At 37.4% G+C, this 25024-nt stretch carries 24 protein-coding genes; 22 read left to right on the forward strand and 2 right to left on the reverse strand.

All coding sequences use genetic code 11. The features are described from left to right. Positions 1 to 151 precede the first annotated feature (151 nt). The 7 genes from IGJ32_RS04850 (at position 152) to IGJ32_RS04880 (ending at position 5411) form a co-directional block, all read left to right on the forward strand. Positions 152 to 994 carry a DegV family protein gene (locus tag IGJ32_RS04850; protein WP_010719545.1) on the forward strand — a complete coding sequence of 281 codons (843 nt, stop codon included), beginning with the start codon at positions 152 to 154 and terminating at the stop codon, positions 992 to 994. A gap of 145 nt (positions 995 to 1139) precedes the next feature. Continuing rightward, positions 1140 to 2033 carry an SGNH/GDSL hydrolase family protein gene (locus IGJ32_RS04855; protein ID WP_010719544.1) on the forward strand — a complete coding sequence of 298 codons (894 nt, stop codon included), beginning with the start codon at positions 1140 to 1142 and terminating at the stop codon, positions 2031 to 2033. Then, positions 2033 to 2749 carry a YpmS family protein gene (locus IGJ32_RS04860; RefSeq protein ID WP_081128701.1) on the forward strand — a complete coding sequence of 239 codons (717 nt, stop codon included), beginning with the start codon at positions 2033 to 2035 and terminating at the stop codon, positions 2747 to 2749. Before IGJ32_RS04855 ends, IGJ32_RS04860 begins: the two co-directional genes overlap by 1 nt. A 14-nt stretch (positions 2750 to 2763) precedes the next feature. Next, positions 2764 to 3282 carry a peptide-methionine (S)-S-oxide reductase MsrA gene (msrA, locus tag IGJ32_RS04865; protein ID WP_010737371.1) on the forward strand — a complete coding sequence of 173 codons (519 nt, stop codon included), beginning with the start codon at positions 2764 to 2766 and terminating at the stop codon, positions 3280 to 3282. Then, the gene (locus IGJ32_RS04870) at positions 3279 to 3500 is read left to right on the forward strand and encodes a YozE family protein (protein WP_010719473.1); all 222 of its coding nucleotides are present in this window, start codon (positions 3279 to 3281) and stop codon (positions 3498 to 3500) included. The genes msrA and IGJ32_RS04870 overlap by 4 nt, the downstream gene beginning before the upstream one ends. A 121-nt stretch (positions 3501 to 3621) precedes the next feature. After that, positions 3622 to 4173: a signal peptidase I gene (lepB, locus tag IGJ32_RS04875; RefSeq protein ID WP_010719472.1), complete on the forward strand. Its 552-nt coding sequence runs from the start codon at positions 3622 to 3624 to the stop codon at positions 4171 to 4173. Between the two features lie 224 nt (positions 4174 to 4397). Beyond that, positions 4398 to 5411, forward strand: a complete 1014-nt coding sequence (locus IGJ32_RS04880; protein WP_081128700.1) for a lipoate--protein ligase — start codon at positions 4398 to 4400, stop codon at positions 5409 to 5411. Between the two features lie 91 nt (positions 5412 to 5502). Here IGJ32_RS04880 and IGJ32_RS04885 read toward each other — a convergent pair whose 3' ends face one another. Continuing rightward, positions 5503 to 5901 carry a VOC family protein gene (locus tag IGJ32_RS04885; RefSeq protein ID WP_010737374.1) on the reverse strand — a complete coding sequence of 133 codons (399 nt, stop codon included), beginning with the start codon at positions 5899 to 5901 and terminating at the stop codon, positions 5503 to 5505. 343 nt (positions 5902 to 6244) lie between these two features. On the opposite strand from IGJ32_RS04885, the gene IGJ32_RS04890 reads away from it, so the two are divergent. The 12 genes from IGJ32_RS04890 to IGJ32_RS04945 all read left to right on the forward strand — a co-directional run bounded on the left by IGJ32_RS04890 (position 6245) and on the right by IGJ32_RS04945 (position 18937). Continuing rightward, a complete protein-coding gene (locus IGJ32_RS04890; protein ID WP_034700296.1) occupies positions 6245 to 6691 on the forward strand; it encodes a LytTR family DNA-binding domain-containing protein in 447 nt (148 codons plus the stop codon). Then, the gene (locus tag IGJ32_RS04895) at positions 6688 to 7119 is read left to right on the forward strand and encodes a hypothetical protein (RefSeq protein ID WP_010737376.1); all 432 of its coding nucleotides are present in this window, start codon (positions 6688 to 6690) and stop codon (positions 7117 to 7119) included. The genes IGJ32_RS04890 and IGJ32_RS04895 overlap by 4 nt, the downstream gene beginning before the upstream one ends. Before the next feature lie 669 nt (positions 7120 to 7788). Further along, a complete protein-coding gene (ylqF, locus tag IGJ32_RS04900; protein ID WP_010719467.1) occupies positions 7789 to 8649 on the forward strand; it encodes a ribosome biogenesis GTPase YlqF in 861 nt (286 codons plus the stop codon). Beyond that, positions 8642 to 9409: a ribonuclease HII gene (locus IGJ32_RS04905; RefSeq protein WP_342081939.1), complete on the forward strand. Its 768-nt coding sequence runs from the start codon at positions 8642 to 8644 to the stop codon at positions 9407 to 9409. The genes ylqF and IGJ32_RS04905 overlap by 8 nt, the downstream gene beginning before the upstream one ends. 61 nt (positions 9410 to 9470) lie before the next feature. Next, on the forward strand, positions 9471 to 10328 hold the full coding sequence (gene dprA, locus IGJ32_RS04910) for a DNA-processing protein DprA (RefSeq protein ID WP_081128696.1): 858 nt from the start codon (positions 9471 to 9473) through the stop codon (positions 10326 to 10328). A gap of 120 nt (positions 10329 to 10448) precedes the next feature. Further along, positions 10449 to 12527 carry a type I DNA topoisomerase gene (topA, locus tag IGJ32_RS04915; RefSeq protein ID WP_010719464.1) on the forward strand — a complete coding sequence of 693 codons (2079 nt, stop codon included), beginning with the start codon at positions 10449 to 10451 and terminating at the stop codon, positions 12525 to 12527. Further along, positions 12496 to 13869, forward strand: a complete 1374-nt coding sequence (trmFO, locus tag IGJ32_RS04920; RefSeq protein ID WP_051092533.1) for an FADH(2)-oxidizing methylenetetrahydrofolate--tRNA-(uracil(54)-C(5))-methyltransferase TrmFO — start codon at positions 12496 to 12498, stop codon at positions 13867 to 13869. The genes topA and trmFO overlap by 32 nt, the downstream gene beginning before the upstream one ends. A gap of 282 nt (positions 13870 to 14151) precedes the next feature. Then, positions 14152 to 15051, forward strand: a complete 900-nt coding sequence (gene xerC, locus IGJ32_RS04925; RefSeq protein WP_010719462.1) for a tyrosine recombinase XerC — start codon at positions 14152 to 14154, stop codon at positions 15049 to 15051. A 39-nt stretch (positions 15052 to 15090) separates the two neighbouring features. Continuing rightward, complete coding sequence (hslV, locus tag IGJ32_RS04930; RefSeq protein WP_010719461.1) at positions 15091 to 15639, forward strand: ATP-dependent protease subunit HslV; 549 nt, start codon at positions 15091 to 15093, stop codon at positions 15637 to 15639. A 12-nt stretch (positions 15640 to 15651) separates the two neighbouring features. Then, entirely contained in the window at positions 15652 to 17052 is a 1401-nt protein-coding gene (gene hslU / locus IGJ32_RS04935; protein ID WP_010719460.1) for an ATP-dependent protease ATPase subunit HslU, read from the forward strand. A gap of 15 nt (positions 17053 to 17067) precedes the next feature. Next, positions 17068 to 17859 carry a GTP-sensing pleiotropic transcriptional regulator CodY gene (gene codY / locus IGJ32_RS04940; protein ID WP_010719459.1) on the forward strand — a complete coding sequence of 264 codons (792 nt, stop codon included), beginning with the start codon at positions 17068 to 17070 and terminating at the stop codon, positions 17857 to 17859. A 202-nt stretch (positions 17860 to 18061) separates the two neighbouring features. Continuing rightward, entirely contained in the window at positions 18062 to 18937 is an 876-nt protein-coding gene (locus IGJ32_RS04945) for an aldose 1-epimerase family protein (RefSeq protein ID WP_034700304.1), read from the forward strand. Between the two features lie 163 nt (positions 18938 to 19100). On the opposite strand, the gene plsY is transcribed toward IGJ32_RS04945, so the two are convergent. Next, a complete protein-coding gene (plsY, locus tag IGJ32_RS04950) occupies positions 19101 to 19739 on the reverse strand; it encodes a glycerol-3-phosphate 1-O-acyltransferase PlsY (protein ID WP_010719457.1) in 639 nt (212 codons plus the stop codon). Between the two features lie 103 nt (positions 19740 to 19842). On the opposite strand from plsY, the gene IGJ32_RS04955 reads away from it, so the two are divergent. From IGJ32_RS04955 to parC, 3 genes are all read left to right on the forward strand, one after another. Further along, positions 19843 to 20277, forward strand: a complete 435-nt coding sequence (locus IGJ32_RS04955) for a CoA-binding protein (RefSeq protein WP_342081940.1) — start codon at positions 19843 to 19845, stop codon at positions 20275 to 20277. Between the two features lie 199 nt (positions 20278 to 20476). Continuing rightward, complete coding sequence (parE, locus tag IGJ32_RS04960; protein WP_010737383.1) at positions 20477 to 22501, forward strand: DNA topoisomerase IV subunit B; 2025 nt, start codon at positions 20477 to 20479, stop codon at positions 22499 to 22501. Positions 22502 to 22512: 11 nt separating this feature from the next. Beyond that, a complete protein-coding gene (gene parC / locus IGJ32_RS04965; protein WP_010719454.1) occupies positions 22513 to 24963 on the forward strand; it encodes a DNA topoisomerase IV subunit A in 2451 nt (816 codons plus the stop codon). Positions 24964 to 25024 lie beyond the last annotated feature (61 nt).

A 25024-nucleotide genomic window follows, 5' to 3' on the forward strand; every position in this document is an offset into this window, starting at 1 on the left:
TCAATACCACATCTTTGGATGAAAACGGAATCGTTCGTAGAGGTATTTAATGAAAAAACGTCTGTTGTCTGTTATACTTAAAAAAGAAATTGCCTTTATTAGTACTTGTTGTAAACCAAAAGGCATCTTGTTAAAGGAAGAGTGAGATAGTATGACAAATGTAAAAATCGTAACAGATTCTTCTTGTACAATGGAAAAAAGTGTGCGAGATAACTTAAATATCCAGGTGATGCCGCTAGCTATCATGATCGATGGCGTGGTCTATCCTGATGATGATCAATTAGGTGGAGAAAAATTCATGGATATGATGGCTCAAGCTAAATCATTACCAAAAACGAGTCAACCGCCAATCGGTGAATTTATTTCAACCTATGATCAACTTGGCGAAGATGGCAGTGAAGTTATCTCGATCCATATGACTAAAGGTTTGAGTGGAACGGTTGAAGCGGCCCGTCAGGCAAGCAATCTGACTAAAACGAAAGTGACTGTCATCGATAGTGATACAACCGATCAGGGGCTGTCCTTCCAAGTGATCCGTGCTGCTGAACTTGCACAAGCAGGAAAAAGTGCTGATGAGATTCTTGAAGAAATCAAAAAAGTACAAGAAAATACAAAATTATATATTGGGATCTCTACATTAGATAACTTAGTCAAAGGTGGGCGCATTAGCCGAGCAACTGGTTTATTGTCAAGTGTATTGAACATACGTGCTGTGATGAATTTCACTCATGGAGAGTTGATCCCAGTTGCTAAGGGTCGAGGAAAGAAAACTTTTGACAAATGGTTCAATAATTTGAAGAAAGAATTAAAAGAACTACCAAATGTTCGTCAAATTGGGATCTCTCATGCAGATGCTCAAGAGCTTGCTCAAGAATTTAAAGAAGGACTACAAGAATTATTTCCTGATATGACGATTCCTGTTCTACACACGAATCCAGTTATTGCAACACATACGGGGAAAAACGCCTTTGCAATCATGTATTACGTTGACTAAATCAAGAGGATAAATCATTGGTCAGTTAGCCATTGATTTTATCCTTTTTTTCTTTATAATAATTCTTATTTTTTTCAGAAACACTACCTTTTTATTTTAATTTTTGATAACATAAGAAACAATCGAATAATATGAGGTGAATGATATGAAATTAACAAAACGACAACTATTGCTCGTTTTGTTCCCATTACTTATCGCTATATTTGTATATTTAGGACTATCTTTATCGATTCCAAAAGCTAAACCGCTATTAAAACCAGCAGCGACAGTTAGTCAAAAGACGGATCAAAAAGAAAAAATCCATTATGTAGCTATCGGCGATTCGTTAACTGAAGGAATAGGAGATCAAACGAAACAAGGTGGTTTTGTTCCATTAGTAGCCAACGATTTAAAAGATCGCTATGATCTGACTGCTGTTGAAATTGAAAACTATGGGGTAAACGGTGAACGGAGCGATCAAATTTTAAAACGGCTCAAGAAAAATTCAGAGATTCAAACAAACATTAAATCAGCTGACTTTATCACTTTGACAGTGGGCGGAAATGACTTAATGAAAGTGATTCAAAACGATCTATTTGGGATCAGTATCCAATCATTTAAGCGACCATTACAAAAGTATCAGAAAAATGTTGAACAACTGATCGAAGAAATTAGGAAGTTAAATGGTCACGCACCGGTTTACATCTTAGGTATTTATAATCCATTCTATTTGAATTTCCCTGAGATTAAAGACATGCAGACGATTGTGAACAACTGGAATGCTGGGACTGAGTCTGTTGTCAAAAATGCGGACAACTGCTATTTTATCCCAATCAATGATTTACTATATCAAGGGTTAAACCAAAAAGTTGGCGTAACTGAAGAAGGAACGAATCAGTCAAGTACTAGCGAAAGTACGTCAAATAGCAAAAATAATGTATTGTATGAAGAAGATCATTTTCATCCTAATAACTTAGGCTATCAATTGATGGCCAATGCTGTACGAGATGAATTAATTGAAACGCAAGACCAATGGTTGCCAAGGGAGGATCAGAAATAATGGAAAAACGCTCAAAAAAGGTTTCGACACAAACGAATACTGAAATTCAAAAGAAAAATTATTGGAAATGGGCTTTTTTGATCCTTTTAGGAGTTGTTTTTGGATCAAGCATCTTTTTAGGTACTCGGATTTTTGCGAATCGAGAACCGGATTTTGCTAAGGTGCCAGCGATCACCCAAAGACAAGGAGATCCAGTCTTGACCATCAACACCAATAAAGAAAAGGTCAATCAAATGATCAGTTTTTTCTTGACAGATTATCAAAAAGACCAAGGTATTCAATATAAATTTTATCTTGAAAATGAAGCGATGTTGAATGGTACGTTTGAAGTATTAGGATTTCCAATCAACTTTTATCTGTACTTTGATCCATATGTGATGGAAAATGGAAATGTCCAATTAAAAGCGAAAAGTCTTTCGATCGGCACATTGAGTCTACCGATCAAAGATATCATGAATATGATCAAGCGAAATTATAAGTTGCCTGATTGGATTGAAATCAATACGGATGATTTGACGATCATGCTACGTTTAGATCGCTTCCGTATGCAAAATGGTATGTACATCAAAGCAGATAAAATTGATTTAGTGAATGATGACATTCGTTTTAGTCTATATCTACCTAAAGAAACTGGTGAAAAGACAACGAGCAATAAAACGACAAAGAATACTGATACCACCGACACGAGTGTAACGAAGCAAACAGTGGGTCATTGATGGGAGAGAGAAGGATGGAAAGAGCAATTTTTGCTGGAGGATGCTTTTGGTGTATGATTCAGCCCTTTGATACGCTACCAGGGATTCATACGATCATGTCTGGCTATACAGGTGGACATGTGCCATCTCCAACCTATGAACAAGTCAAATCTAAAACGACTGGTCATACAGAAGCGGTAGAGATCATCTACGATCCAGAGAAAATATCATATCAAGAATTAGTGGAAATTTATTGGCAGCAAACCGATCCAACGGATGCATTTGGACAATTTGAAGATCGTGGCGAGAATTATCGGCCGGTTATTTACTTTACGACAAATGAACAGAAGAGAATCGCGGAAGAAAGTAAAAATCGATTAGCGGCTAGTGGTCGGTTTACAAAACCGATCGTGACCACGATTGAAAAAGCACAACCATTTTATTTGGCTGAGCCAGAGCATCAAGATTATTATAAAAAAAATCCTGAAAATTTTGAGCGAAACCATGCAAGAAGAGCGGCTTTCGTCAAAGAAAACTGGGAGGAAAGAATGTGAATCAAAGCTTCTATCATTATTTAATGACTCTTCGTGGCGGTAAACAAGCAGATCAACAATCTGTTTTCGCCACAGAAGCAGGGAAAGATATCCAGTTTCCTAAACATAGTACGAGTTATGAAGAAATTTCCGATTATCTAGAATTGAATGTGGATTATTTGTCATCTATGGATATATTTGATGAGGTGTGGGAAAAATATTTAGAAAACAGCCATTGATTCTGCGTTTGTTTTCTTCATTTTTTAGAAAAGATCAAAAAGGAAACATCTAGTCGCATTTTTTGTTTTTTTTTTCTATAATAGAGAAAGAACGATAACCTTGAGAGTGGAATGATGGATATTGACAAAAAAACAACGCTATATCGACCGTTTTTGGCTTATAATCAAATATATACTTTGCTCCATCTTGATCGCTTTTATTTTAAGAGGATTTCTTCTTATTCCAGTGCCAGTGGAAGGTAATTCGATGGAAAACGTCTTGAAACAAGGTGACATGGTTGTAATGGAAAAATTTTCTGAAATCAGACGGTTTGACGTAGTTGTTTTTCAATTGGCTGATGGAACGATTTATATCAAACGAGTGATCGGGTTGCCAGGAGAGACAATTAGCTATGAGAATGATCAGCTGAAAGTGAATGGAAAAGTGGTCGAAGAACCTTTTCTAACGAAAAATAGAAAGTCAGATCATGAAAGTAGTCCTTATACAACGGACTTTACTCTGGAAGAATTAACGAATAAGACAAAGCTGCCAGCCGACAGTTACTTTGTTTTAGGGGACAATCGACGTGTTTCGAAAGACAGTCGCTCCTTTGGTATGATTACAGGAAGCGAAATATTGGGTAAGGCTCGCTTTGTTTACTATCCTTTGAACGAGATAAAATGGATTGGGTAAAGAAAAGAGATCATTCAGGATGATTTCAAGGCGCTAATGCCAGCGCTTATTTGTTTTAGAGTGAAGAGGAAAGCAACCTCCAAAAGTTAGATTTTTTGGTCTAACTTTTGGAGGTCGCTTTTTTACTTGATTAAAAGAGTACAATTAAGATATAAAATGATCTAATTTCTTGCCATTTTATGTTCTAAAAGAGATGATAGGAGAAAAAGTAAGAAGGGATAAAAGTGCGCTATCATATCATGGAAAGTTTAGATATTCGGAGAAATCTAGCAACAGAAGAATATCTTATGAACAGTTTCGACAGTGATGAACCCTTATTTTTATTATATATTCAAAAACCTTGTGTGATCATTGGACGAAACCAAAATAGTTATGAAGAGATCGATCTAAATTATTTAAGAGAAAAAAACGTGACACTCACTCGGCGAACCTCTGGAGGAGGAGCTGTATATGATGACTTAGGTAATCTAAGTTTTAGCTTTGTGACCAGTAAAAATGCAATGAAATTTGGTGAGTATGAATCCATTACCTCGCCTATTGTCACAGCATTAAGAAAAATGGGCGCAACCAAAGCAGAAGTTGGTGGACGTAATGATATGTATATCGAAGGAATGAAATTTTCAGGGAATGCCATGTATACGAAAAAAAATCGGTTATACTCACATGGTACATTAATGTATGATGTTGATTTGTCCGTTCTTGATAAAATTTTGACGGTTTCCAAAGAGAAAATTGAGTCTAAAGCAACGAAATCAGTAAAAAAAAGTGTGACGAATCTTAAACCATTTTTAAAGGAAGAATATCAATTTGAAAAAACCGCTGACTTTAGAGATGCACTGATTTGTGAAGTCTATCAGGTCGATGATCTGCAAGAAATTGAAGATAAAAGGGTAGATTTGACGAAGAAAGATGAACAAAACATTGAACAAATCGTCCAGAATCGTTATGCCAATGATGATTGGGTCTATGGTGAAACACCAAGGTTTTCGGTGAAACGCAGAATCAGGCTCCCAAAAGTTGGAATTGTGGATGTCCGTTTGTCGACACTGCATGGGAGAATCAATGAGATTCGTTTTTATGGTGATTTTTTTGGACAAAAAGATGTAAGTATTCTTGAACAACAATTACTTGGTCAAAAATTTATTTATGAAGAAATAAAAAACGCATTAAATGATATGACTGTTTCAGATTATATCTTTCATTTTAATAACGAAGATCTACTAGCACTACTATTTTAGTCAAACAAGCCAAAATAAGTGCATAGGAGACCAAGATAATTTATCTAAAAAAGCCTTCCATCTGTTTTTCTAATGGAGGGCTTTAAAAAATTTACATTTTCATCCAGACAGGTTCTAATGTATTTCCATCTAAATCTTGGACTTCAAGTGAAAACATTTCTTCTTCAGACATGCCCATATCGACTTCATGGTAGCTTCCGCCATTTTCTTTCGCCGTATTTGCAAACTTTTTAACTTCATCCGCATTTGCTACGCTAAAAGAAATCAAGGCGCCACTTGTTTTTTTATTATCTGCGATTTCTTTGTCTTTTAAGAATTTTTTGTAAAAACCGTGAGAGAGTAACATGATCCAAAATGTGTCGTCCCAAACCACAGCGCTTGCTTCGTCAGTTGAAAATTCTTCATTTTTCTTAAAGCCCAATTTTTCATAAAAAGCAACAGACTTGTCTACATCTTCAACGGGGAAATTAACAAAAACCATACTGTTCATTTGTACCTCTCCTTTCTTTTATCCTATCATCTATTAAAATGTAAACGTTGTCAAAAGATGCGTGCTGAAAGAATTCTTCTTTACAGTTTTATAAACGTTCATTGAATATATTTATCGGCAGAATACTAGAAAAAACGATTAAACCCAATCGAATGTCGTTCATCATTAAAGACAGGAACATTCTTCATTTGAAGAAGCAGGGTACACCTGAATAGGGAGGAAGTATTGAAATGTTTCCTATCTCTTGCAATCTTCTTGCGAAAAAGTGCAACCTCATGGAAAGGAATTGAATATGGTATGCGTACGGCTTAAACTGAGAGTATCAAAGCAAGGAGGAGAAAATTTGAGAATAAAATTTGGAATTGATAATCACATTGCACAGGATACAGTGAAGGTAACTACCCATTCTTCTTGCGAAAAAACGTGGGGGAGAATAAAAGAAGCTATTCTGACTACGGAGCAAACAATCGTAGTAATTGATGCAAAAACAAATAAGAAAGTTTCCAGGCTATTAAGTGATGTCTCCTCAATCGAGTCAAAAGAACAGATGTGTCATGTCGTTTTTACATCAAATGAGAGGTATCTATTAGCTGTACGGTTAAAAATAGTTGAGAAGCAATTTACAAGTTACGGATTTGTGCGGATCAACATTAGTACGCTGGTTAATCGATCTTTTATTAAAGCTTTTCGTTCTACGGATAATGCAAGGGTTGAAATTGAAATGAAAAATGGTTCTAAATTTATTGTGAATCGTCACTATGTAAAAAAATTTAAGGAGATGTGGGTATGAGTAAACAGATAAAACATAATTTTTTTCAAACGTTCTCGTTAAGCAGCATCTGGTTGATATTTATAATAACAAGCTTCTTTGCGAAAGGACAGATGATCCATGTTTATTTTCTTTGGCACGTAATGGGTGTTAGTCTAGTTTGTGCATTAGTCTTTGGTGTGATGTATGATGTGCTTTGGAATCATCTTACGCTGAAACCAGTCAGTAATATTTTGATTGCGACTGTTGGAAATACAGTTGCGGGTTTAGCGATTTTCAATTTGCTTTCATTCAAACTGCCTTTGGCAATTTCACCAATTAATCTTTTGGCAATTTATCTTATTTTAAATTTGATCTTACACACCATTGCTTTTTATCTATACGCAAAAAATGAGAGCAAAAAGCAAGCAAGAGCGTTAAATAAAAAAATAAATAACTCAATCGATTAAACGTTAGAAAGCAGGATGGGGGGGTCCGCTCATTTTTAACTGAAAAAGGATAATCGACAGTTGATGATTCCAAAACTCAGAGTCGATAATTAAGTGAAAAAATATCTCAAATTATATTGAGTAATGGATAACGAAGAGGTCTTAGAGGAAGTGTTATCTCACCAATTTGTAGCATGGAGGAATCAAGAACCCAGAGAACGGAAAATGCCAAAATGAGAGTGCGATTAGTAGGGAAATATGATAAAATACGGAACAGGCGCCTTTTTGTTATTTATAATGATGTATTTTCTTTTTATTATTATAGTAATAAAATTACAAAACATGTTTGATAAAGAAAAATACCCTAAGGCGTTGAGATTTAGTATCATGATAGAAGGATTATTCTGCCGAACCACTGATGAATAAAAAGCGGTATCCACTTTAAAAAATTGTAAAGTCAGGATAAATGCATAAAAATAATCGCTGATCTTAGGTTCATGGTAGTATGGATAGTTGCAGAGCTGCTTTTGAAAGAGTCTACCCAATAATTGTTTTGAATAATATAAGGAAAATGAGCCTAATCAACTTACTTGATGGTAGTAGACTTGTATGCATAGATTTACTAAGGTTAAATATGATAATGTAAGAATAAGGTTTGAAATCCTTATATGAAAGGAATGAATTTATTCTATGACGATCCAATGGTTCCCAGGGCACATGGCAAAAGCCCGTCGTGAAGTTTCTGAGAAAATGAAATATGTCGATATCGTCTTTGAATTAGTCGATGCACGATTACCTTTGTCTTCACGTAATCCAATGCTTGATCAGATCATCCAACAAAAGCCAAGGTTGGTATTATTAAATAAAGCTGATCTAGCAGACCCCCAACAAACGAAGTTATGGCAAACGTATTTTCAACAACAAGGTCATCAAGCATTAGCGATTACCGCTCAAGAGAGTAAAGGGATTAAAGCGTTGATTCCAGCAGCCAAAGAAGCACTGAAAGAAAAAAGAGCACGTGATGCCGCTCGAGGGATCAAACCACGAGCAATCAGAGCCATGGTTTTAGGTATTCCAAATGTCGGGAAGTCAACATTGATGAACCGCTTAGTTGGGAAAAAAATTGCGCAAACAGGTAATAAACCTGGTGTGACAAAAGGACAACAATGGTTGCGCCTAGGTAGCGAATTAGAGTTATTAGATACGCCAGGAATCTTATGGCCTAAATTTGAAGATGAAGAGATCGGTAAAAAACTAGCACTAACCGGAGCCATTAAAGACCAGTTAGTTCATTTAGATGATCTCGCTATCTATGGCTTAGATTTTTTCGCTCGTTACTATCCAGGAAGAATTGCGGAGCGCTATCAGTTGCCAGAAGAAGCAGAACAACAATTAGCACCTGAATTATTGATGACGATTACTGCAAAGCGTGGCTATAAAGATGATTATGATCGTGGTAGTGAAGTGGTAGTCTTCGATATCCGTCAAGGAAAACTTGGGCGCTACACATTAGATCGATGTGAAGAAATGGGGAAAACAAGCGATGAGTGAATCGATCCAAAGTATCAAGGAACGATTAAAAACAGTGACGTCGTTAACTGATCCCTTCATTGCCGAACTAAAGCAAGATCAGCGAAAAGGGGTACAACAAGCGCTTCTATCCTTTGAGAAACAAGTAAAAAAAACGGCATTGATCCAAGAAAAATATTTGGAAATGTCATTATTTGAGAATCAGGCATATGAACAAGGATATGAATGGATTGCGGGGATTGATGAAGTAGGACGTGGGCCTTTAGCAGGGCCAGTAGTAGCGGCCGCTGTCATCCTATCTAAAGACGAACCGATCCTTGGATTAAATGACTCGAAACAATTATCAGAAAAAAAACGAGAACAGCTTTATGACCAAATCCAACAAAAAGCACTTGCTATCGGTATCGGCATCATTGATGAAAAAAAGATTGATGAGGTCAATATTTATGAGGCAAGCAAACTAGCAATGATCCAAGCTGTAGAAAAGCTGGCGATACGTCCAAATTATCTCTTAATTGATGCCATGACACTGGATTTGCCAATCCAGCAAGAAAAATTGATCAAGGGAGATGCTCGTTCAGTTTCTATTGCGGCAGCAAGTATCATTGCAAAAGTTTATCGTGATGATTTAATGAAAAAATATGATGAACTATATCCAGGTTATGGTTTTGGCCATAATGCTGGTTATGGAACGAAAGAACATCTACAAGGCTTAGCAACACAAGGAATTACCCCTATTCATCGACGCTCTTTTGCACCGATAAAAAATTATTTAACTTAAGATGTTTGACCGTCTCTTGCGTATTTTATTTAAAAGTAACTTCGAGAGGCGGTTTTCGTTCATGGATCAGATTGAAGGATTTTTACTTAAATTAGCTTATGCGAAAGGAATTAGCAGTCAAGGAAAATGGGCGGTTGTCCAGGCTTTATTGGAAGCTCAAACAAGCGAGTTGTCTTCTTATGAAATCATTGAAATCGCAAAAATTGTTCGTCATCGAGAAAAATTTCAAGAAAGTTGGCGGCAAATCAATCAAAATTTTTCGAAGTTTAAAACAGCTCAGTCATTCATTACTTGTCTTGACCCGTGCTATCCCCCGCAACTTTTTCATCTTGCGACACCACCGATTCTTTTATTTTATTCTGGTGATCTTTCTCTACTAAAACAAAAGATGCTCAGTGTGGTTGGGGGCAGGAAAACCTCGGTCTTGGCAAAAAAAGTTGTACATGAACTTTTAACTCCGGTCATAGATGCTAACTATGTCATCGTTAGTGGCTGTGCCAAAGGAATCGATACATACGCACATTTGGCTGCGATTAAAAATACTGGAAAGACGATTGCGGTAATCGGTACAGGAATTAAAAAAGCCTACCCAAAGGAAAACCAATTTCTTCAAGCAGAAATTGGAAAGAATCATCTTTTACTTAGTGAATATCCACCATACGAAGGACCAAAACAATACCGCTTTCCCATGAGAAATCGAATCATTGCTGCTTTGTCACAAGGCACTTGTGTCATTGAAGCAAAGCAAAAGAGTGGTTCTTTGATAACAGCACAACAAGCGTTAGAAATCGGTCGAACTGTTTTTTCTGTACCTGGAAATATTTTGACACAATACTCAACTGGCTCCCATCAACTAATTCAAGATGGTGCTGTTTGTGTGATTTCTGGTGAAGATTTATTGTTCGAGTTGAAAGAATAACAGGAACTTCTCATTTGATTTTCTTGACAAACGTTTTCTGAATGGATATGATAAGCTACGATTTGTATGAGTCCGCTTAATATAGTAGGAACATGTCAATGGAAAGGAGTCCATTCAGTAATGGCATATAAATATTTAGTGATTGTGGAATCACCTGCAAAGGCCAAAACCATTGAAAAATATCTTGGTCGTAATTATAAAGTAATGGCCAGTGTCGGTCATATACGTGATTTACCTAAAAGTAAAATGGGAATTGATGTCGAAAACAACTATGAACCCCATTATATTTCAATTCGCGGAAAAGGCGATGTGATAAAAAGTTTAAAATCAGCAGCAAAAAAAGCGCAAAAAGTTTATCTTGCAAGTGACCCGGATAGAGAAGGGGAAGCAATTGCTTGGCATTTAGCCTATTTACTAGGTTTAGATTTATCAGAAAAAAATCGTGTGGTTTTTAACGAAATTACTAAGGAAGCGGTAAAAGCAGCCTTCAAGGAACCAAGAACGATCGACGTGGATTTAGTGGATGCCCAACAAGCAAGACGGGCGTTAGACCGCTTGGTGGGCTACTCCATCAGTCCGATCCTATGGCGCAAAGTCAAAAAAGGATTAAGTGCTGGAAGAGTACAGTCTATTGCATTAAAAATTATCATTGATCGTGAAAAAGAAATCCGTGATTTCATTCCAGAAGAATACTGGAGCATTGACGGTAATTTCAAAAAAACACGTAAAAAATTTAAAGCAAACTTTTGGGGAATTGATGGTAAGAAAAAGAAATTGCCTGATGCCCAATCCGTAAAAGAAGTTACTGATCGTATTGATGGACCAGATTTCACCGTTCAAAAAGTCGAAAAGAAAGAACGGAAACGAAATCCAGCAAACCCATTTACTACGAGTAGCCTACAACAAGAAGCTGCTAGAAAATTGAATTTTAGAACACGGAAAACGATGATGGTTGCGCAACAATTATATGAAGGGATCTCCTTAGGTAAGCAAGGGACTGTAGGTTTGATCACATATATGCGTACCGATTCAACACGGATCGCTGAGACTGCGAAAGCAGAAGCGGCTACCTTCATCGAAGAAACTTACGGGAAAGAATTTTCAAGTCATGCACAACGCAAAATCAAAAATGCGCAAGGTGCGCAAGACGCCCATGAAGCAGTTCGCCCGACAAGTGTCCTACGTACTCCTGAGGAAATCAAACAATATTTAGACAAGGACCAATTAAAACTCTACACCCTTATTTGGTCACGATTTGTTGCTAGTCAAATGACACCAGCGATATTAGATACCATGAAAGTTACCTTAGAACAAAATGGCGTACTTTTTATTGCGAATGGCTCTAAAGTTAAATTTAAAGGGTTCATGCAAGTCTATGTTGAAGGCAGAGATGATGGGAAAGAAGATAAAGAAAATATCTTACCAGAACTAGCACAAGGGGACATTGTTCAATCAGTGGACATTGAACCGAAGCAACATTTCACGCAACCGCCAGCAAGATTCAGTGAAGCAACTTTAATCCGTGCTTTGGAAGAAAATGGTGTGGGACGTCCTTCCACTTATGCGCCAACGCTGGATACGATCCAACGACGTTACTATGTTAAATTGACTCAAAAACGCTTCGAACCAACTGAATTGGGTGAAATCGTCAATTCTTTGATTTGTGATTTCTTCCCCCAAATCGTCGATATCCATTTTACCGCTGAAATGGAAGGTGATTTGGATAAAATTGAAGAAGGAAAAGAAGCGTGGATCGAAGTGGTGGACCGTTTCTACAAACCATTTGAAAAAGAATTGACCAATGCAGAAGAAAAAATCGAAAAAATTCAAATCAAAGATGAACCGGCTGGATTTGACTGTGATATTTGTGGGCATCCGATGGTTATAAAATTAGGAAAGTATGGTAAATTTTATGCATGTAGTAATTTTCCTGATTGTCGAAATACGAAACCAATCGTTAAAGAGATCGGTGTGACTTGTCCAGTTTGTCATGAGGGTCAGGTGATTGAACGCAAGTCTAAGAAAAACCGAATCTTTTACGGGTGTTCACGTTTTCCAGACTGTGACTTTACTTCTTGGGACAAACCAGTAGGACGAAATTGTCCGAAATGTGACCAGTATTTAGTTGAAAAGAAAGTCAAAGGCGGAAAACAAGTCGTATGTATCAATGGCGACTATGAAGAAGACATTCAAAAATAAAATGAGAAGAGGTCTTTATTTGAAAACTGTTAATGTAATAGGTGCAGGATTAGCTGGAAGTGAAGCAGCTTGGCAAGTCGCTCAAGCAGGTGTTCCTGTTCGTTTATACGAGATGCGCCCAGTGAAATCAACAGAAGCACACCATACAAGTAATTTTGCAGAGTTAGTCTGTTCCAACTCCTTGAGAGGGAATAGTTTAGCAAATGCAGTAGGTTTATTAAAAGAAGAAATGCGACGGTTAAATTCAGTCGTGATCACTTCAGCTGATGAAACAGCTGTTCCAGCTGGCGGTGCCTTAGCAGTGGATCGGGATTCTTTTTCTGAGACGATCACACGTAAAGTCAAAGAACACCCGCTAGTAACAGTCATCAATGAAGAAATCACTGAAATTCCAGAAGGGATCACGATCATTGCTACTGGTCCCTTAACCTCTCACCCGTTAGCTGAAAGTATTAAAGCATTCAATGGTTCTGACGGATTCTATTTTTATGATGCAGCAGCACCGATCGTAGACAAAGCAACGATCGATATGGATAAAGTCTATTTAAAATCACGCTATGATAAAGGGGAAGCAGCTTATCTAAACTGTCCAATGACTGAAGAAGAGTTTAAAGCATTCCACGAAGCTTTAACAACAGCTGAAGTAGCCGAACTTAAATCATTTGAAAAAGAAAAATACTTTGAAGGCTGTATGCCGATCGAAGTGATGGCTCAGCGTGGCTTTAAAACAATGCTGTTTGGTCCAATGAAACCAGTTGGATTAGAAGATCCAAAAACCGGTAAACGCCCTTATGCGGTGATCCAGTTACGTCAGGACAATGCCGCTGCCTCATTGTATAACATCGTTGGTTTCCAAACGCACTTAAAATGGGGAGAACAAAAACGGGTTTTCCGTATGATCCCAGGTTTAGAAAACGCAGAATTTGTCCGTTATGGTGTAATGCACCGCAACAGTTTTATGAATTCACCAGAATTATTGAAACCAACTTATCAATCAACGAAGCGTGAAGACTTGTTCTTTGCAGGACAAATGACTGGTGTGGAAGGTTATGTTGAAAGTGCAGCTAGTGGTTTGCTTGCAGGGATCAATGCTGCTCGTTTAGCTAAAGAAAGTGAGCCGATTGAGTTTCCACGAGAAACAGCGATTGGGAGTATGGCGTATTATATTACACATGCTGAAGGAAAACATTTCCAACCAATGAATGCGAATTATGGTTTGTTCCCTGAATTACCAGAGCGCATTCGTGACAAAAAAACACGTTATGAAGCGATTGCTCAAAGAGCACTTCAGGCAAATGAACAAATAAAAAAAGAATTAATTGATGAAGTAACAGCTCAGTAACATGAAGTGAGCCCGGGACAAAGGTGTTCCGGGCTCTTTACTAGGCATAAAATAAATATACAACACATCTTTTATTTGCAGTGTTCCAAAAAAAATTTTTTCTTTTGGTAAAAAATGAGTAAATATCAGATTAAAAAAAAGGTCGTAATCTAAGAATTTTGTCAAATTAATTGTTTCAATTGTGAACAAACTTAGAAATATTGATTAAATTCTGACAATTTATTTGTTTTTTTAATTTTGCTATGCTAAATTTATCTCTGGGATTAAAAGGAAGGTGATAAAATGCTAGAACAAACGTGGAAAGATAAGTTTTTACGTTATTTAATCGTGGAACGTGGTTACTCTGAAAAAACACGAGAAGCATACGAGGAAGACCTCACTAATTTTGAAAGATTTCTTACAGAATCAGGAGAGGATGATTTATTAAAAATCAATCACTTAGATGTTCGAGTGTATTTAAGTTACCTAACTGATGAAAGATATAGCAGAAATTCGATCAGTCGTAAGATTGCAAGTCTGCGCTCTTTTTATCAATACCTTTTAAAAGAAGAAGTGATCAAAGAAAATCCTTTTTCTTATGTCCACCTAAAAAAGAAAAATTTGAAACTACCTCGCTTTTTTTATGAGAATGAAATGCAAGCATTATTTGACAGTGTCAAAGGAGAAAAACCTTTAGATTTAAGGAACCAAGCGCTATTAGAAGTTCTTTACGGTTCGGGGATTCGATTAAGCGAGTGCAGTAATTTGAAACTAGCAGAAATCGATTTCGACTCCGAAGTCATGTTGATTCATGGTAAAGGGAATAAAGAACGGTATGCACCACTTGGTTCATTCGCACAAGATGCCTTACAAGAGTATTTTGAAAAAGGGCGAAAGGTTTTGATGGATAAATACCACAAGAGTCATGACTATGTTTTTGTGAACCATCATGGTGAACCAATTACGCCAACAGGGATCGAGTATGTATTGAATCAAGTGATTAAAAAGAGTAGTTTAGATAGTTCGATCCATCCACATATGCTGCGGCATACCTTTGCTACACACTTGCTGAATAATGGTGCAGATATGCGGACAGTTCAAGAGCTGTTGGGTCATGCTAATCTATCTACTACACAGATCTATGCTCACGTGACAAAAGAAAGTTTACAAAAAAATTATCGCTCGTTTCATCCAAGAGCGTAATAGAAAAGGATCAGTAATCTTAATTGGGAGGAAATAACTATGGTAGAATCACAATTTCATTCAACGACGATTTGTGCCGTTGAAAAAGATGGAAAATTTGCAATGGCAGGTGACGGTCAAGTTACAATGGGCGAATCCGTGGTGATGAAAGGAAGCGCAAGAAAAGTCCGTCGAATCTATAATGATGAAGTCATCGTAGGATTTGCTGGAAGTGTCGCAGACGCATTTACATTGGAAGAAAAATTTGAAGGCAAATTAAATGAATACAATGGTAATTTACAGCGAGCTGCAGTGGAATTAGCGCAAGAATGGCGGACACAACAGTCCATGCAAAAACTAGAAGCAATGTTGATCGTAATGAATGAAAAAGAAATGTTACTAGTTTCAGGTACTGGGGAAGTGATTGCACCAGATGATGGAATTTTGGCAATTGGTTCAGGAGGGAATTTTGCATTAGCTGCTGCTCGGGCAATGAAGAACTACGCACAAAACGATATGAGTGCCAAAGAAATCGCAGAGAATGCATTGAATATTGCAGCAGACATTTGTATCTTTACAAATCATAATATTATTGTGGAAGAATTATAGAGGTGAAGAAGAATGTATGAATTAAAACAAACACCAAGACAAATCGTTAATGAATTAGATCAATATATCATTGGACAACAAGCAGCTAAAAAATCAGTTGCGGTCGCTTTGCGCAATCGCTATCGCCGTTTACAATTAGATGAAAAAATGCAACAAGACATCACACCTAAAAATATGTTGATGATCGGACCAACAGGGGTAGGGAAAACAGAGATCGCTCGTCGATTGGCGAAAATCGTCAACGCTCCTTTCGTGAAAGTAGAAGCAACGAAATTTACAGAAGTAGGTTATGTTGGTCGAGATGTGGAGTCGATGGTTCGTGATCTAGTAGAAAATGCGATCCAGATCGTTGAAAAAGAACAATATAGCCGTGTATATACTGAAGCTAAGAAAAGAGCAGAAAAACGCCTAGTAAAAGTGCTGGTTCCTGGGATTAAAAAAGAACAAAAACAAACAGGAAATCAATTTGAACAAATGATGAACATGTTCAATGTTGCGCAACAAAATACAGCAGAACCGCAAGAAGAAGTGACTGAAGAAATCCGTGTCAATCGGAAAACGGTTCTAGAACAATTACAAAAAGGTTTACTTGATAACCGTCAAGTAACAATCGAAATAGAAGAACAAAAGAAACCAGCTCCAATGATGAACAATGGTTTGGAACAGATGGGCATTGATTTAAATGAAACATTAGGGGCGCTAACACCGAAGAAAAAGGTTGAGCGCACGTTAGCAGTAAAAGATGCACTTGAACTGTTGATCAAAGAAGAATCAAGTAAACTAGTCAAAGATGCTGACATCCATAGTGAAGCCATTCAATTAGCACAATCAAGCGGGATCATTTTTATTGATGAAATCGATAAAATCACTTCAAAATCACAACAATCTGGTGAAGTATCACGTGAAGGCGTCCAAAGAGATATCCTGCCAATCGTTGAAGGTTCACAAGTGAACACGAAGTATGGAGTTATCCAAACGGATCACGTCTTATTTATTGCTTCTGGTGCCTTCCATTTATCAAAACCAAGTGATTTGATTCCAGAATTGCAAGGACGTTTTCCAATACGTGTAGAATTAGATGATTTAACTGCAGATGACTTTATTAAGATCTTGACTGAACCAAACAATGCACTGATCAAACAATACGTAGCATTGATTGGCACAGAAAATGTTTCAGTGATCTTTACGAAAGAAGCAATTGAGAAAATCGCTCAAATCGCTTATGATGTAAATCGCGATACGGATAATATCGGAGCTAGACGTTTGCACACGATCTTAGAAAAATTGTTAGAAGACTTATTGTTTGAAGCACCTGACATGCAAATGGGAGAAATCACGATTACGGAAGCTTATGTGGAAGAAAAATTAGGTTCGATTGTAGCAAATGAAGATTTAAGTCGTTTTATTTTATAAAATCGGAGGAAGAAAATGACGGATTTATTAACAAAAACCCGCAATATCAACAAATTATTACAACAAAAAAATACTTTCGATCTGCGAGCTGATTTACCTTATGATAAAATGGCTGTGACATTAGGTGCTATTTTAGATAGTAACGTCTATATCATCAGCAGTGAAGGAGTCTTATTAGGCTATGATGAACGTCATGATGTCAACAATGAACGGATAAAAATGATGTTTGTTGAAAAGCAATTTCCCGATTCTTATACTGACACAGTTGATCAATTGAACAAAACGGAAGCCAATATTCCGATCAGTAGTGAAATGACTGCTTTTCCTTTTGAAGCAAGAGAAAAATACCCATTTGGTTTGACGACAGTAGTTCCTATTTTTGGTGCTGGCGAGCGGTTAGGAACCATTATTTTATCAAGGATGGAACAAGCCTTTACCGATGAAGACCTAGTGTTAGCTGAATATGGTGCGACGGTAGTCGGCATGCAGATCCTTTATCAAAAATCACGTAGTATTGAAGCGGATGTCAGAAGTGCAACAGCTGTCCAAATGGCGATCAATACTTTGTCTTACAGCGAATTGAAGGCAGTTCAAGCGATTTTTGATGCCTTAGAAGGCGATGAAGGACGTTTAACAGCATCCAATATTGCGGATAAAATTGGGATCACTCGCTCAGTGATCGTCAATGCATTACGTAAATTAGAGTCAGCTGGGATCATTGAATCACGCTCCCTTGGGATGAAAGGGACGTATTTAAAAGTTCTAAATTCCAGATTCAAAGAGGAATTAACAAAACACAGTTACTAAAAATCTATGACCGATTGATTAGATAAATCTATTCAGTAGGAACGAAGTAAACAAAAAGAGTCTCCTTTAGGTTTTCTTTTCGCTGAAACACACGAGTAATGCCAAGGATGATTCGGATACTTCTTGTTGGAAAAAATAAGAATAGCTTAGGACCTGAGACTAGCTATCTCAGGTCCTAAGATTTAACGGTGGAGGAATTATAATGACTGTAATCATTCAAAATGATCAATTGATTGCTGAAATTGCTGAACATGGAGCAGAATTGGTCAGTTTAAAATCAAAGGATAATAATCTTGAGTATATTTGGCAAGCTGATCCAGCGTATTGGGGAAGACATGCGCCCGTTTTATTTCCATTTGTTGGAAGATTAAAGGATGACCAATACACGTACCAAGGAAAGACTTATTCAATGGGGCAACATGGCTTTGCGAGAGATATGGATTTTGAAGTAATCGAACATGGTCAAGAATTAGCCAGCTTTTTGTTAAGAAGCACACCCGAGACCAAAAAAAATTATCCTTTTGATTTTGAATTAGTGATTTCTTATGAATTAGGTGGAGATGGGATCACCGTTCATTATCAAGTGGCTAATACTGGAGAAGAAGAAATGTTCTTTTCGATTGGGGGTCACCCAGCCTTTAATGTTCCTCTGGAAGAAGGATTGACTTTTGATGATTTTTATCTTGCGTTTTCACCTAAAAAATCACGTTTGCGTTTACCTTTAAGTGGGCCATATATCGATATGGAACAAAAAACACTTGGACAAACAAATACCAACCTTGCATTAGTACACGATCTTTTTGAAAATGATGCACTAGTATTTGAAACGAAAGGATTGAACGCTTATGCCATCCGTAGTGAAAAATCTAGCCACAGTGTGACATTGAGTTATAAAGATATGCCATATGTTGGGATTTGGTCACCTTATCCAAAAGAAGCGCCTTTTGTTTGTATCGAACCTTGGTGTGGTATCGCAGATACAGTAAACAGCTCGGGAGAATTGATGGAAAAAGCTGGAATCAATCAACTAGGCGCACATGAAATTTTTCAAACAAAATATTCGATTACGGTAAAATAGTGGTTATCCTAAAGTTGTTTGATTTCAATTAATCAGAGGAAATCAGGTATAATGATTCATGTTTCCTTTATTTTGCTAATCGTTTCTTTTCGCTTCTTAACGAATCAATCATTTAAAAGCTAAAAAAACAGTTGGCTGATTAGTCAACTGTTTTTCTCTCAGGTCAATTTTTTTTCTTACTACTATTCAATCCGAAGGGGATACGACTTTCTGTATGGTTTTTGATTCGTAGGATATTCTCTTTATGGCGATAGAAAATAAAGGCAGAAACTAAAAATGCAATGATCGTCAATAGCCAGTTTTGCTTAGGTAAGATACCAGGTGCGATGTAAGGAAGGATAATCGTTGATAAAGTGATCAAAGTTGCACTGATCATACTTGTTAAACTTACCATACTAGTACAAAAGAGCGTAACAACGAAGATGATACTGGAATAGATAAAAAATAGAGGATTGAATCCAAGTAACATTCCAGCACTTGTTGCAACTGCTTTGCCTCCTTTAAAGCCAGCGAAAATAGGGAACGTATGACCTAAGATCGCACAAACACCAAACCATAGGGGATTAATGGTTGTAACGTGGAAAATAACTGGTAAGCAAGTTGCCAAGGTTCCTTTCAAGATATCCATGAACAACACAATTGTACCTGCTGTTTTTCCTAAAACTCTAAAAGTATTGGTGGTGCCAGTATTTCCGCTACCATGTTGGCGGATGTCTTTTTTGAAAAATAATTTACCTATCCAAACCCCCGAAGGAATCGAGCCTAGAAGATAGGCAAGTACCAATAATAAAATTAATTTCATTGTTCTACCTCTTTCAATTTGAAACTAATATTTATTTTAGCATGAATAAAGTACGTGAACAATTGGAAATACTTGAAAGAGTGAAGGAAAGGGAGTATTATTTATGTCATTTGAAAATCCAACACAAGAAAAAATCTTCGATTATTTAAAAACAGCAAAAACGATTGCAATTGTTGGTTTGAGTAACAAGGAAGAACGAACAAGTTACCAAATTGCTCGATTTCTGCAAGAACGGGGATATCGTATCATTCCGGTGAACCCATTATTAGCAGGAGAGATCATTTTAGACGAAAAGGTCTATGCGTCGCTACAGGAAATCCAAGAACCGATCGATATCGTGGATATTTTTCGGCGTAGTGAATTTTTGCCAGAGGTAGCTGCTGACTTTTTACAGACTCAAGCAAAAGTATTTTGGGCGCAATTAGGTATCGCAAATGAAGAAGCAGCAAACAAGCTTCAATCAGCAAATCGCAAAGACATCGTCATGGATCGTTGTATAAAAATCGAGTGGAACAATATGAACGAAAAAGATAACTAAATGTTTGCATTTTAAATAACATGAAATATTTAATCGACAAGACAAAAGCGAACAATAGGATAAAAAAGATGGTATTTTCAAAGGTTAGTTAGTAATTAAGTTTTAATTCTTTCCTAACCTCTTTTTTTTCATGCGTATTTCTAGTATGATTATCGTGATGCGGTTTTAACCGTAAAGTATTATTGAAGGAGCGTTTGCCTTGGCAAAAAAAGTAAAGAACGAATATAATGATGCATCGATCCAGGTTCTTGAAGGATTAGAGGCAGTTAGAAAACGACCAGGAATGTATATCGGGTCAACGGATAGCCGGGGCTTACATCATTTAGTCTATGAGATCGTTGACAATGCGGTTGATGAAGCTTTATCTGGATATGGAAATGAAATTGATGTAACCATTCATGAAGACAATAGTATCACTGTGACAGATAGCGGTCGTGGTATGCCAGTTGGGATGCATGCTTCTGGTATCCCCACAGTTGAAGTGATTTTTACTGTACTACATGCCGGCGGAAAGTTCGGTCAAGGAGGATACAAGACCTCAGGGGGACTACACGGTGTCGGAGCAAGTGTGGTCAATGCTTTATCAAAATGGTTGGTTGTTACAATCGTCCGTGATGGGATTGAATACCAACAAAAATTCAGCAATGGTGGTAAGCCTGATGGTACACTGAAAAAAATCGGGAAAACCAAGAAATCCAATGGAACGACAGTTCATTTCTTACCAGATGACACGATCTTTTCCACTACTAAATTTTCTTATGATATTTTATCTGAACGTTTGCGAGAATCAGCTTTTCTTTTAAGAGGAGTAAAAATCACACTTTCTGATCTGCGTGGTGAAGAACCAATCAAGGAAGTTTTTCACTATGAAGAAGGAATCAAAGAATTTGTTGATTACCTAAACGAAGAAAAAGATACGTTGACACCAGTTGTTTATTTTTCTGGTGAAAAAGACGGTATCGAAGTCGAAGTTGCTTACCAATATAATGATGGATATTCAGAAAACGTGTTGTCATTTGTGAATAATGTCCGAACGAAAGATGGAGGCACCCATGAAGTCGGTATGAAGTCAGCGATGACGAAAGCCTACAATGAATATGCCCGAAAAGTGGGCTTACTGAAGGAACGAGATAAGAATCTCGAAGGTAGTGATTTTAGAGAAGGTTTAGCAGCTGTTCTCTCCATTCGAGTACCTGAGAATCTCTTACAATTTGAAGGACAAACAAAAGAAAAATTGGGTACACCAATTGCCCGTACGGCAGTAGATAATGTCATTGGAGAACAAATGGGCTTTTATTTACAAGAAAACAGTGAAATGAGCCAAATGTTAGTGCGAAAAGCAATCAAAGCCCGAGAAGCTCGTGAAGCTGCCCGAAAAGCTCGAGAAGAAAGCCGTAATGGGAAAAAACGTAAAAAAGGTGAATCATTACTCTCAGGAAAACTGACACCTGCTCAATCACGAAATCCGAAAAAGAATGAATTATACCTCGTGGAGGGAGACTCTGCTGGTGGTTCAGCAAAACAAGGAAGAGACCGTAAATTCCAAGCCATCTTGCCTCTTCGTGGGAAAGTGATCAACACTGAAAAAGCAAAAATGCAAGACATCTTGAAAAATGAAGAAATCAATACGATGATCTATACGATCGGTTCAGGTGTTGGACCTGAGTTTTCAATTGAAGATTGCAATTATGACAAAATTATTATCATGACCGATGCGGATACCGATGGTGCGCATATTCAAGTGTTATTACTGACATTCTTTTATCGTTACATGAAACCATTGATCGAAGCAGGAAAAGTGTATATCGCATTACCACCGCTTTATAAGGTTTCTAAAGGTCAAGGAAAAAAACAAGTGGTCGAATATGCTTGGACAGATGACGAATTAGCAGCGACCATCAAAAAAATTGGTAAAGGCTATATGTTGCAACGCTATAAAGGTCTTGGAGAAATGAATGCAGAACAATTGTGGGAAACTACCATGGACCCAGCCTCTCGAACGTTGATTCGCGTGAGGATAGATGATGCTGCTCAAGCGGAACGTCGCGTGACGACATTAATGGGGGACAAAGTTGAACCTCGCCGAAAATGGATCGAAAATCATGTGCAATTCACGTTAGAAGAAGATGGTAGTATCTTAGATAAAAAAGAAGATATTGAAAATACAGCTACGTCCAATGAATTGTTCGATGAAGAGAAACAATCTGAATTAGTAGAAGAATAGGAGGTCACCTAATGGAAGAACGTCAAGAAGTCCAAGAACTAACCCTAGAAGAAGTGATGGGTGACCGCTTTGGACGTTACTCAAAATATATTATTCAAGAAAGAGCATTGCCAGACATCCGAGATGGATTGAAACCCGTTCAAAGACGAATTTTATTTGCGATGAATAAAGATGGCAATACTTTTGATAAAGGATTCCGTAAATCTGCCAAATCTGTCGGAAATATCATGGGGAATTATCATCCTCATGGGGACAGTAGTATTTATGAAGCCATGGTTCGGATGAGTCAGGATTGGAAGCTAAGAGAAGTACTTATAGAGATGCACGGAAATAACGGTAGTATGGATGGTGACCCACCAGCTGCTATGCGTTATACAGAAGCACGGCTCTCCCAATTAAGTGGTGAAATGTTGGCAGATATTGAAAAAAATACGGTTGATCTTGTATGGAACTTTGATGATACTGAAAAAGAACCAACTGTGTTGCCAGCGAGATATCCAAACCTATTAGTCAATGGTTCAACGGGAATTTCCGCTGGTTATGCTACGGAGATCCCTACCCATAACTTAGCAGAAGTCATTGATGGTACGATTTACCTCATTGATCATCCCCAAGCGAGTTTAGAGAAACTAATGGATTATATCCCTGGTCCTGATTTTCCTACTGGGGGAATCTTGCAAGGAAAAGCAGAAATCAAAAAAGCTTATGAAACTGGACGTGGAAAAGTCATTCTGCGATCAAAGACTAAAATTGAAGCGATTAAAGGGAACAAGCAGCAAATCGTGATTTCCGAGATCCCTTATGAAGTAAATAAAGCCACATTAGTGAAGAAAATGGATGAAATCCGGTTAAATAAAAAAATCGATGGCATTGCTGAAGTTAGAGATGAAAGTGACCGCACTGGATTACAGATCGTGGTTGAATTGAAAAAAGATGCTAACGCACAAGGTATCCTCAATTACCTGTTTAAAAATACTGAACTACAAATCAATTACAACTTCAATATGGTAGCTATTGATCATATGACACCGCATCAAGTGGGGTTAAAAGATATTTTAAGTAGTTATATTGATCATCGAAAACAAGTAATCACGAAACGAAGTCAATTTGATTTAGAAAAAGCACAAAAGCGCCAGCATATCGTAGAAGGTTTAATGAAAGCTTTGTCGATCTTGGATGAAGTCATTGCCACGATTCGAGAAAGTAAAGATAAGAAAAACGCGAAGCAAAATTTAGTCGAAGTTTTTCAGTTTACGGAAGAACAAGCTGAAGCAATCGTGACGTTGCAACTATATCGTCTAACAAATACGGATATTACAGAATTACGTAAAGAATCAGAAAGCTTAATAGCACAAATCACTGAATTGAACAAAATTCTATCTAATGATAAAGAATTATTCTCGGTCATGAAGAAAGAACTTCGTGAGGTCAAGAAAAAGTATGCTAATGCACGTTTAACGACAATTGAAGACGAAATCGAAGAAATCAAAATTGATACAAAAGTGTTAGTAGCACAAGAAGATGTGATTGTCAGCGTAACGAAGGAAGGTTATGTGAAACGGACTAGTCTACGTTCATATAGTGCTTCTAAACCAGAGGAAATCGGCATGAGAGAAGGGGACTATCTCTTGTATTCTGGTGAACTAAATACCTTGGATCATGTGTTGTTGATCACCAATAAGGCAAATGTCATTTATCGTCCTGTCCATGAATTGCCAGATTTAAAATGGAAAGATGCTGGAGAACATATTTCACAAACGATTGTCAATCTTTCGGTTGATGAATCGATTCTAGCTGTTTTTCCATACAAAAAAATCGAAGCAGAAAAAACATTGGTCTTCATCAGTAAAAATGGCTGGGTAAAACAAACTCGAATGACTGAATTTGAACCATGGCGTACTTATAAGAGTCGTCCGTTAAGTGGCATGAAACTCAAAAGTGACGATGATGAATTAGTTGCGTCTTACTTGGTAGAAGGTCAAACGGATTTAGATCTCTTTTTAGTCACCTACCAAGGGATGGGGTTACGATATCCATTAGAAGAAGTACCTGTGGTAGGAGCAAAAGCTGCTGGCGTTCGTTCAATCAACCTCAAAGACGAAGATACTGTCGTTAACGGGTTACTCGTTTTGACAGAAGGAGATACGCCAATCATCATCGTCACTCAACGTGGTGCGGTGAAACGGATGCTTGCGCAAGAAATTAGTCAAACCTCTCGAGCAAAACGTGGTGTTACGGTTCTACGTGAACTAAAGAAAAACCCACATCGAGTTATTCATATGTCTGAAGGAAACGCCAAAGAAATAATGATCATCAATCAAAAAGGTCAAGAGCTAATGATTGACCCAACGGATTATCCGATTGGCGATCGAACGTCTAATGGCTCATTTGCAGTTGACGAGAAAAAAGGCGGCGAAGTGATCAAAGTCATTGAGCCACCTGAAGTAGCCATTACCGATTAACTGTTATAGTTTTTTTGAAAGAAGGTAGATCTGTTTTAATACAGGACTACCTTCTTTTTTC

This window comes from Enterococcus sp. DIV1639a, from assembly GCF_050530445.1.
GTDB lineage: Bacteria > Bacillota > Bacilli > Lactobacillales > Enterococcaceae > Enterococcus_B > Enterococcus_B hirae.

Excerpts from the sequence above, each read along its gene's own strand:
- hslV (WP_010719461.1), top strand. The coding sequence starts at position 15,091 with ATGGTAGAATCACAATTTCATTCAACGACGATTTGTGCCGTTGAAAAA.
- xerC (WP_010719462.1), top strand. The coding sequence starts at position 14,152 with ATGCTAGAACAAACGTGGAAAGATAAGTTTTTACGTTATTTAATCGTG.
- dprA (WP_081128696.1), top strand. The coding sequence starts at position 9,471 with ATGGATCAGATTGAAGGATTTTTACTTAAATTAGCTTATGCGAAAGGA.
- IGJ32_RS04955 (WP_342081940.1), top strand. The coding sequence starts at position 19,843 with ATGTCATTTGAAAATCCAACACAAGAAAAAATCTTCGATTATTTAAAA.
- topA (WP_010719464.1), top strand. The coding sequence starts at position 10,449 with ATGGCATATAAATATTTAGTGATTGTGGAATCACCTGCAAAGGCCAAA.
- plsY (WP_010719457.1), bottom strand. The coding sequence starts at position 19,739 with ATGAAATTAATTTTATTATTGGTACTTGCCTATCTTCTAGGCTCGATT.
- codY (WP_010719459.1), top strand. The coding sequence starts at position 17,068 with ATGACGGATTTATTAACAAAAACCCGCAATATCAACAAATTATTACAA.
- IGJ32_RS04860 (WP_081128701.1), top strand. The coding sequence starts at position 2,033 with ATGGAAAAACGCTCAAAAAAGGTTTCGACACAAACGAATACTGAAATT.
- hslU (WP_010719460.1), top strand. The coding sequence starts at position 15,652 with ATGTATGAATTAAAACAAACACCAAGACAAATCGTTAATGAATTAGAT.
- trmFO (WP_051092533.1), top strand. The coding sequence starts at position 12,496 with ATGGCGACTATGAAGAAGACATTCAAAAATAAAATGAGAAGAGGTCTT.
- IGJ32_RS04855 (WP_010719544.1), top strand. The coding sequence starts at position 1,140 with ATGAAATTAACAAAACGACAACTATTGCTCGTTTTGTTCCCATTACTT.
- parC (WP_010719454.1), top strand. The coding sequence starts at position 22,513 with ATGGAAGAACGTCAAGAAGTCCAAGAACTAACCCTAGAAGAAGTGATG.
- ylqF (WP_010719467.1), top strand. The coding sequence starts at position 7,789 with ATGACGATCCAATGGTTCCCAGGGCACATGGCAAAAGCCCGTCGTGAA.
- IGJ32_RS04945 (WP_034700304.1), top strand. The coding sequence starts at position 18,062 with ATGACTGTAATCATTCAAAATGATCAATTGATTGCTGAAATTGCTGAA.
- msrA (WP_010737371.1), top strand. The coding sequence starts at position 2,764 with ATGGAAAGAGCAATTTTTGCTGGAGGATGCTTTTGGTGTATGATTCAG.
- IGJ32_RS04895 (WP_010737376.1), top strand. The coding sequence starts at position 6,688 with ATGAGTAAACAGATAAAACATAATTTTTTTCAAACGTTCTCGTTAAGC.
- IGJ32_RS04850 (WP_010719545.1), top strand. The coding sequence starts at position 152 with ATGACAAATGTAAAAATCGTAACAGATTCTTCTTGTACAATGGAAAAA.
- IGJ32_RS04905 (WP_342081939.1), top strand. The coding sequence starts at position 8,642 with ATGAGTGAATCGATCCAAAGTATCAAGGAACGATTAAAAACAGTGACG.
- IGJ32_RS04885 (WP_010737374.1), bottom strand. The coding sequence starts at position 5,901 with ATGAACAGTATGGTTTTTGTTAATTTCCCCGTTGAAGATGTAGACAAG.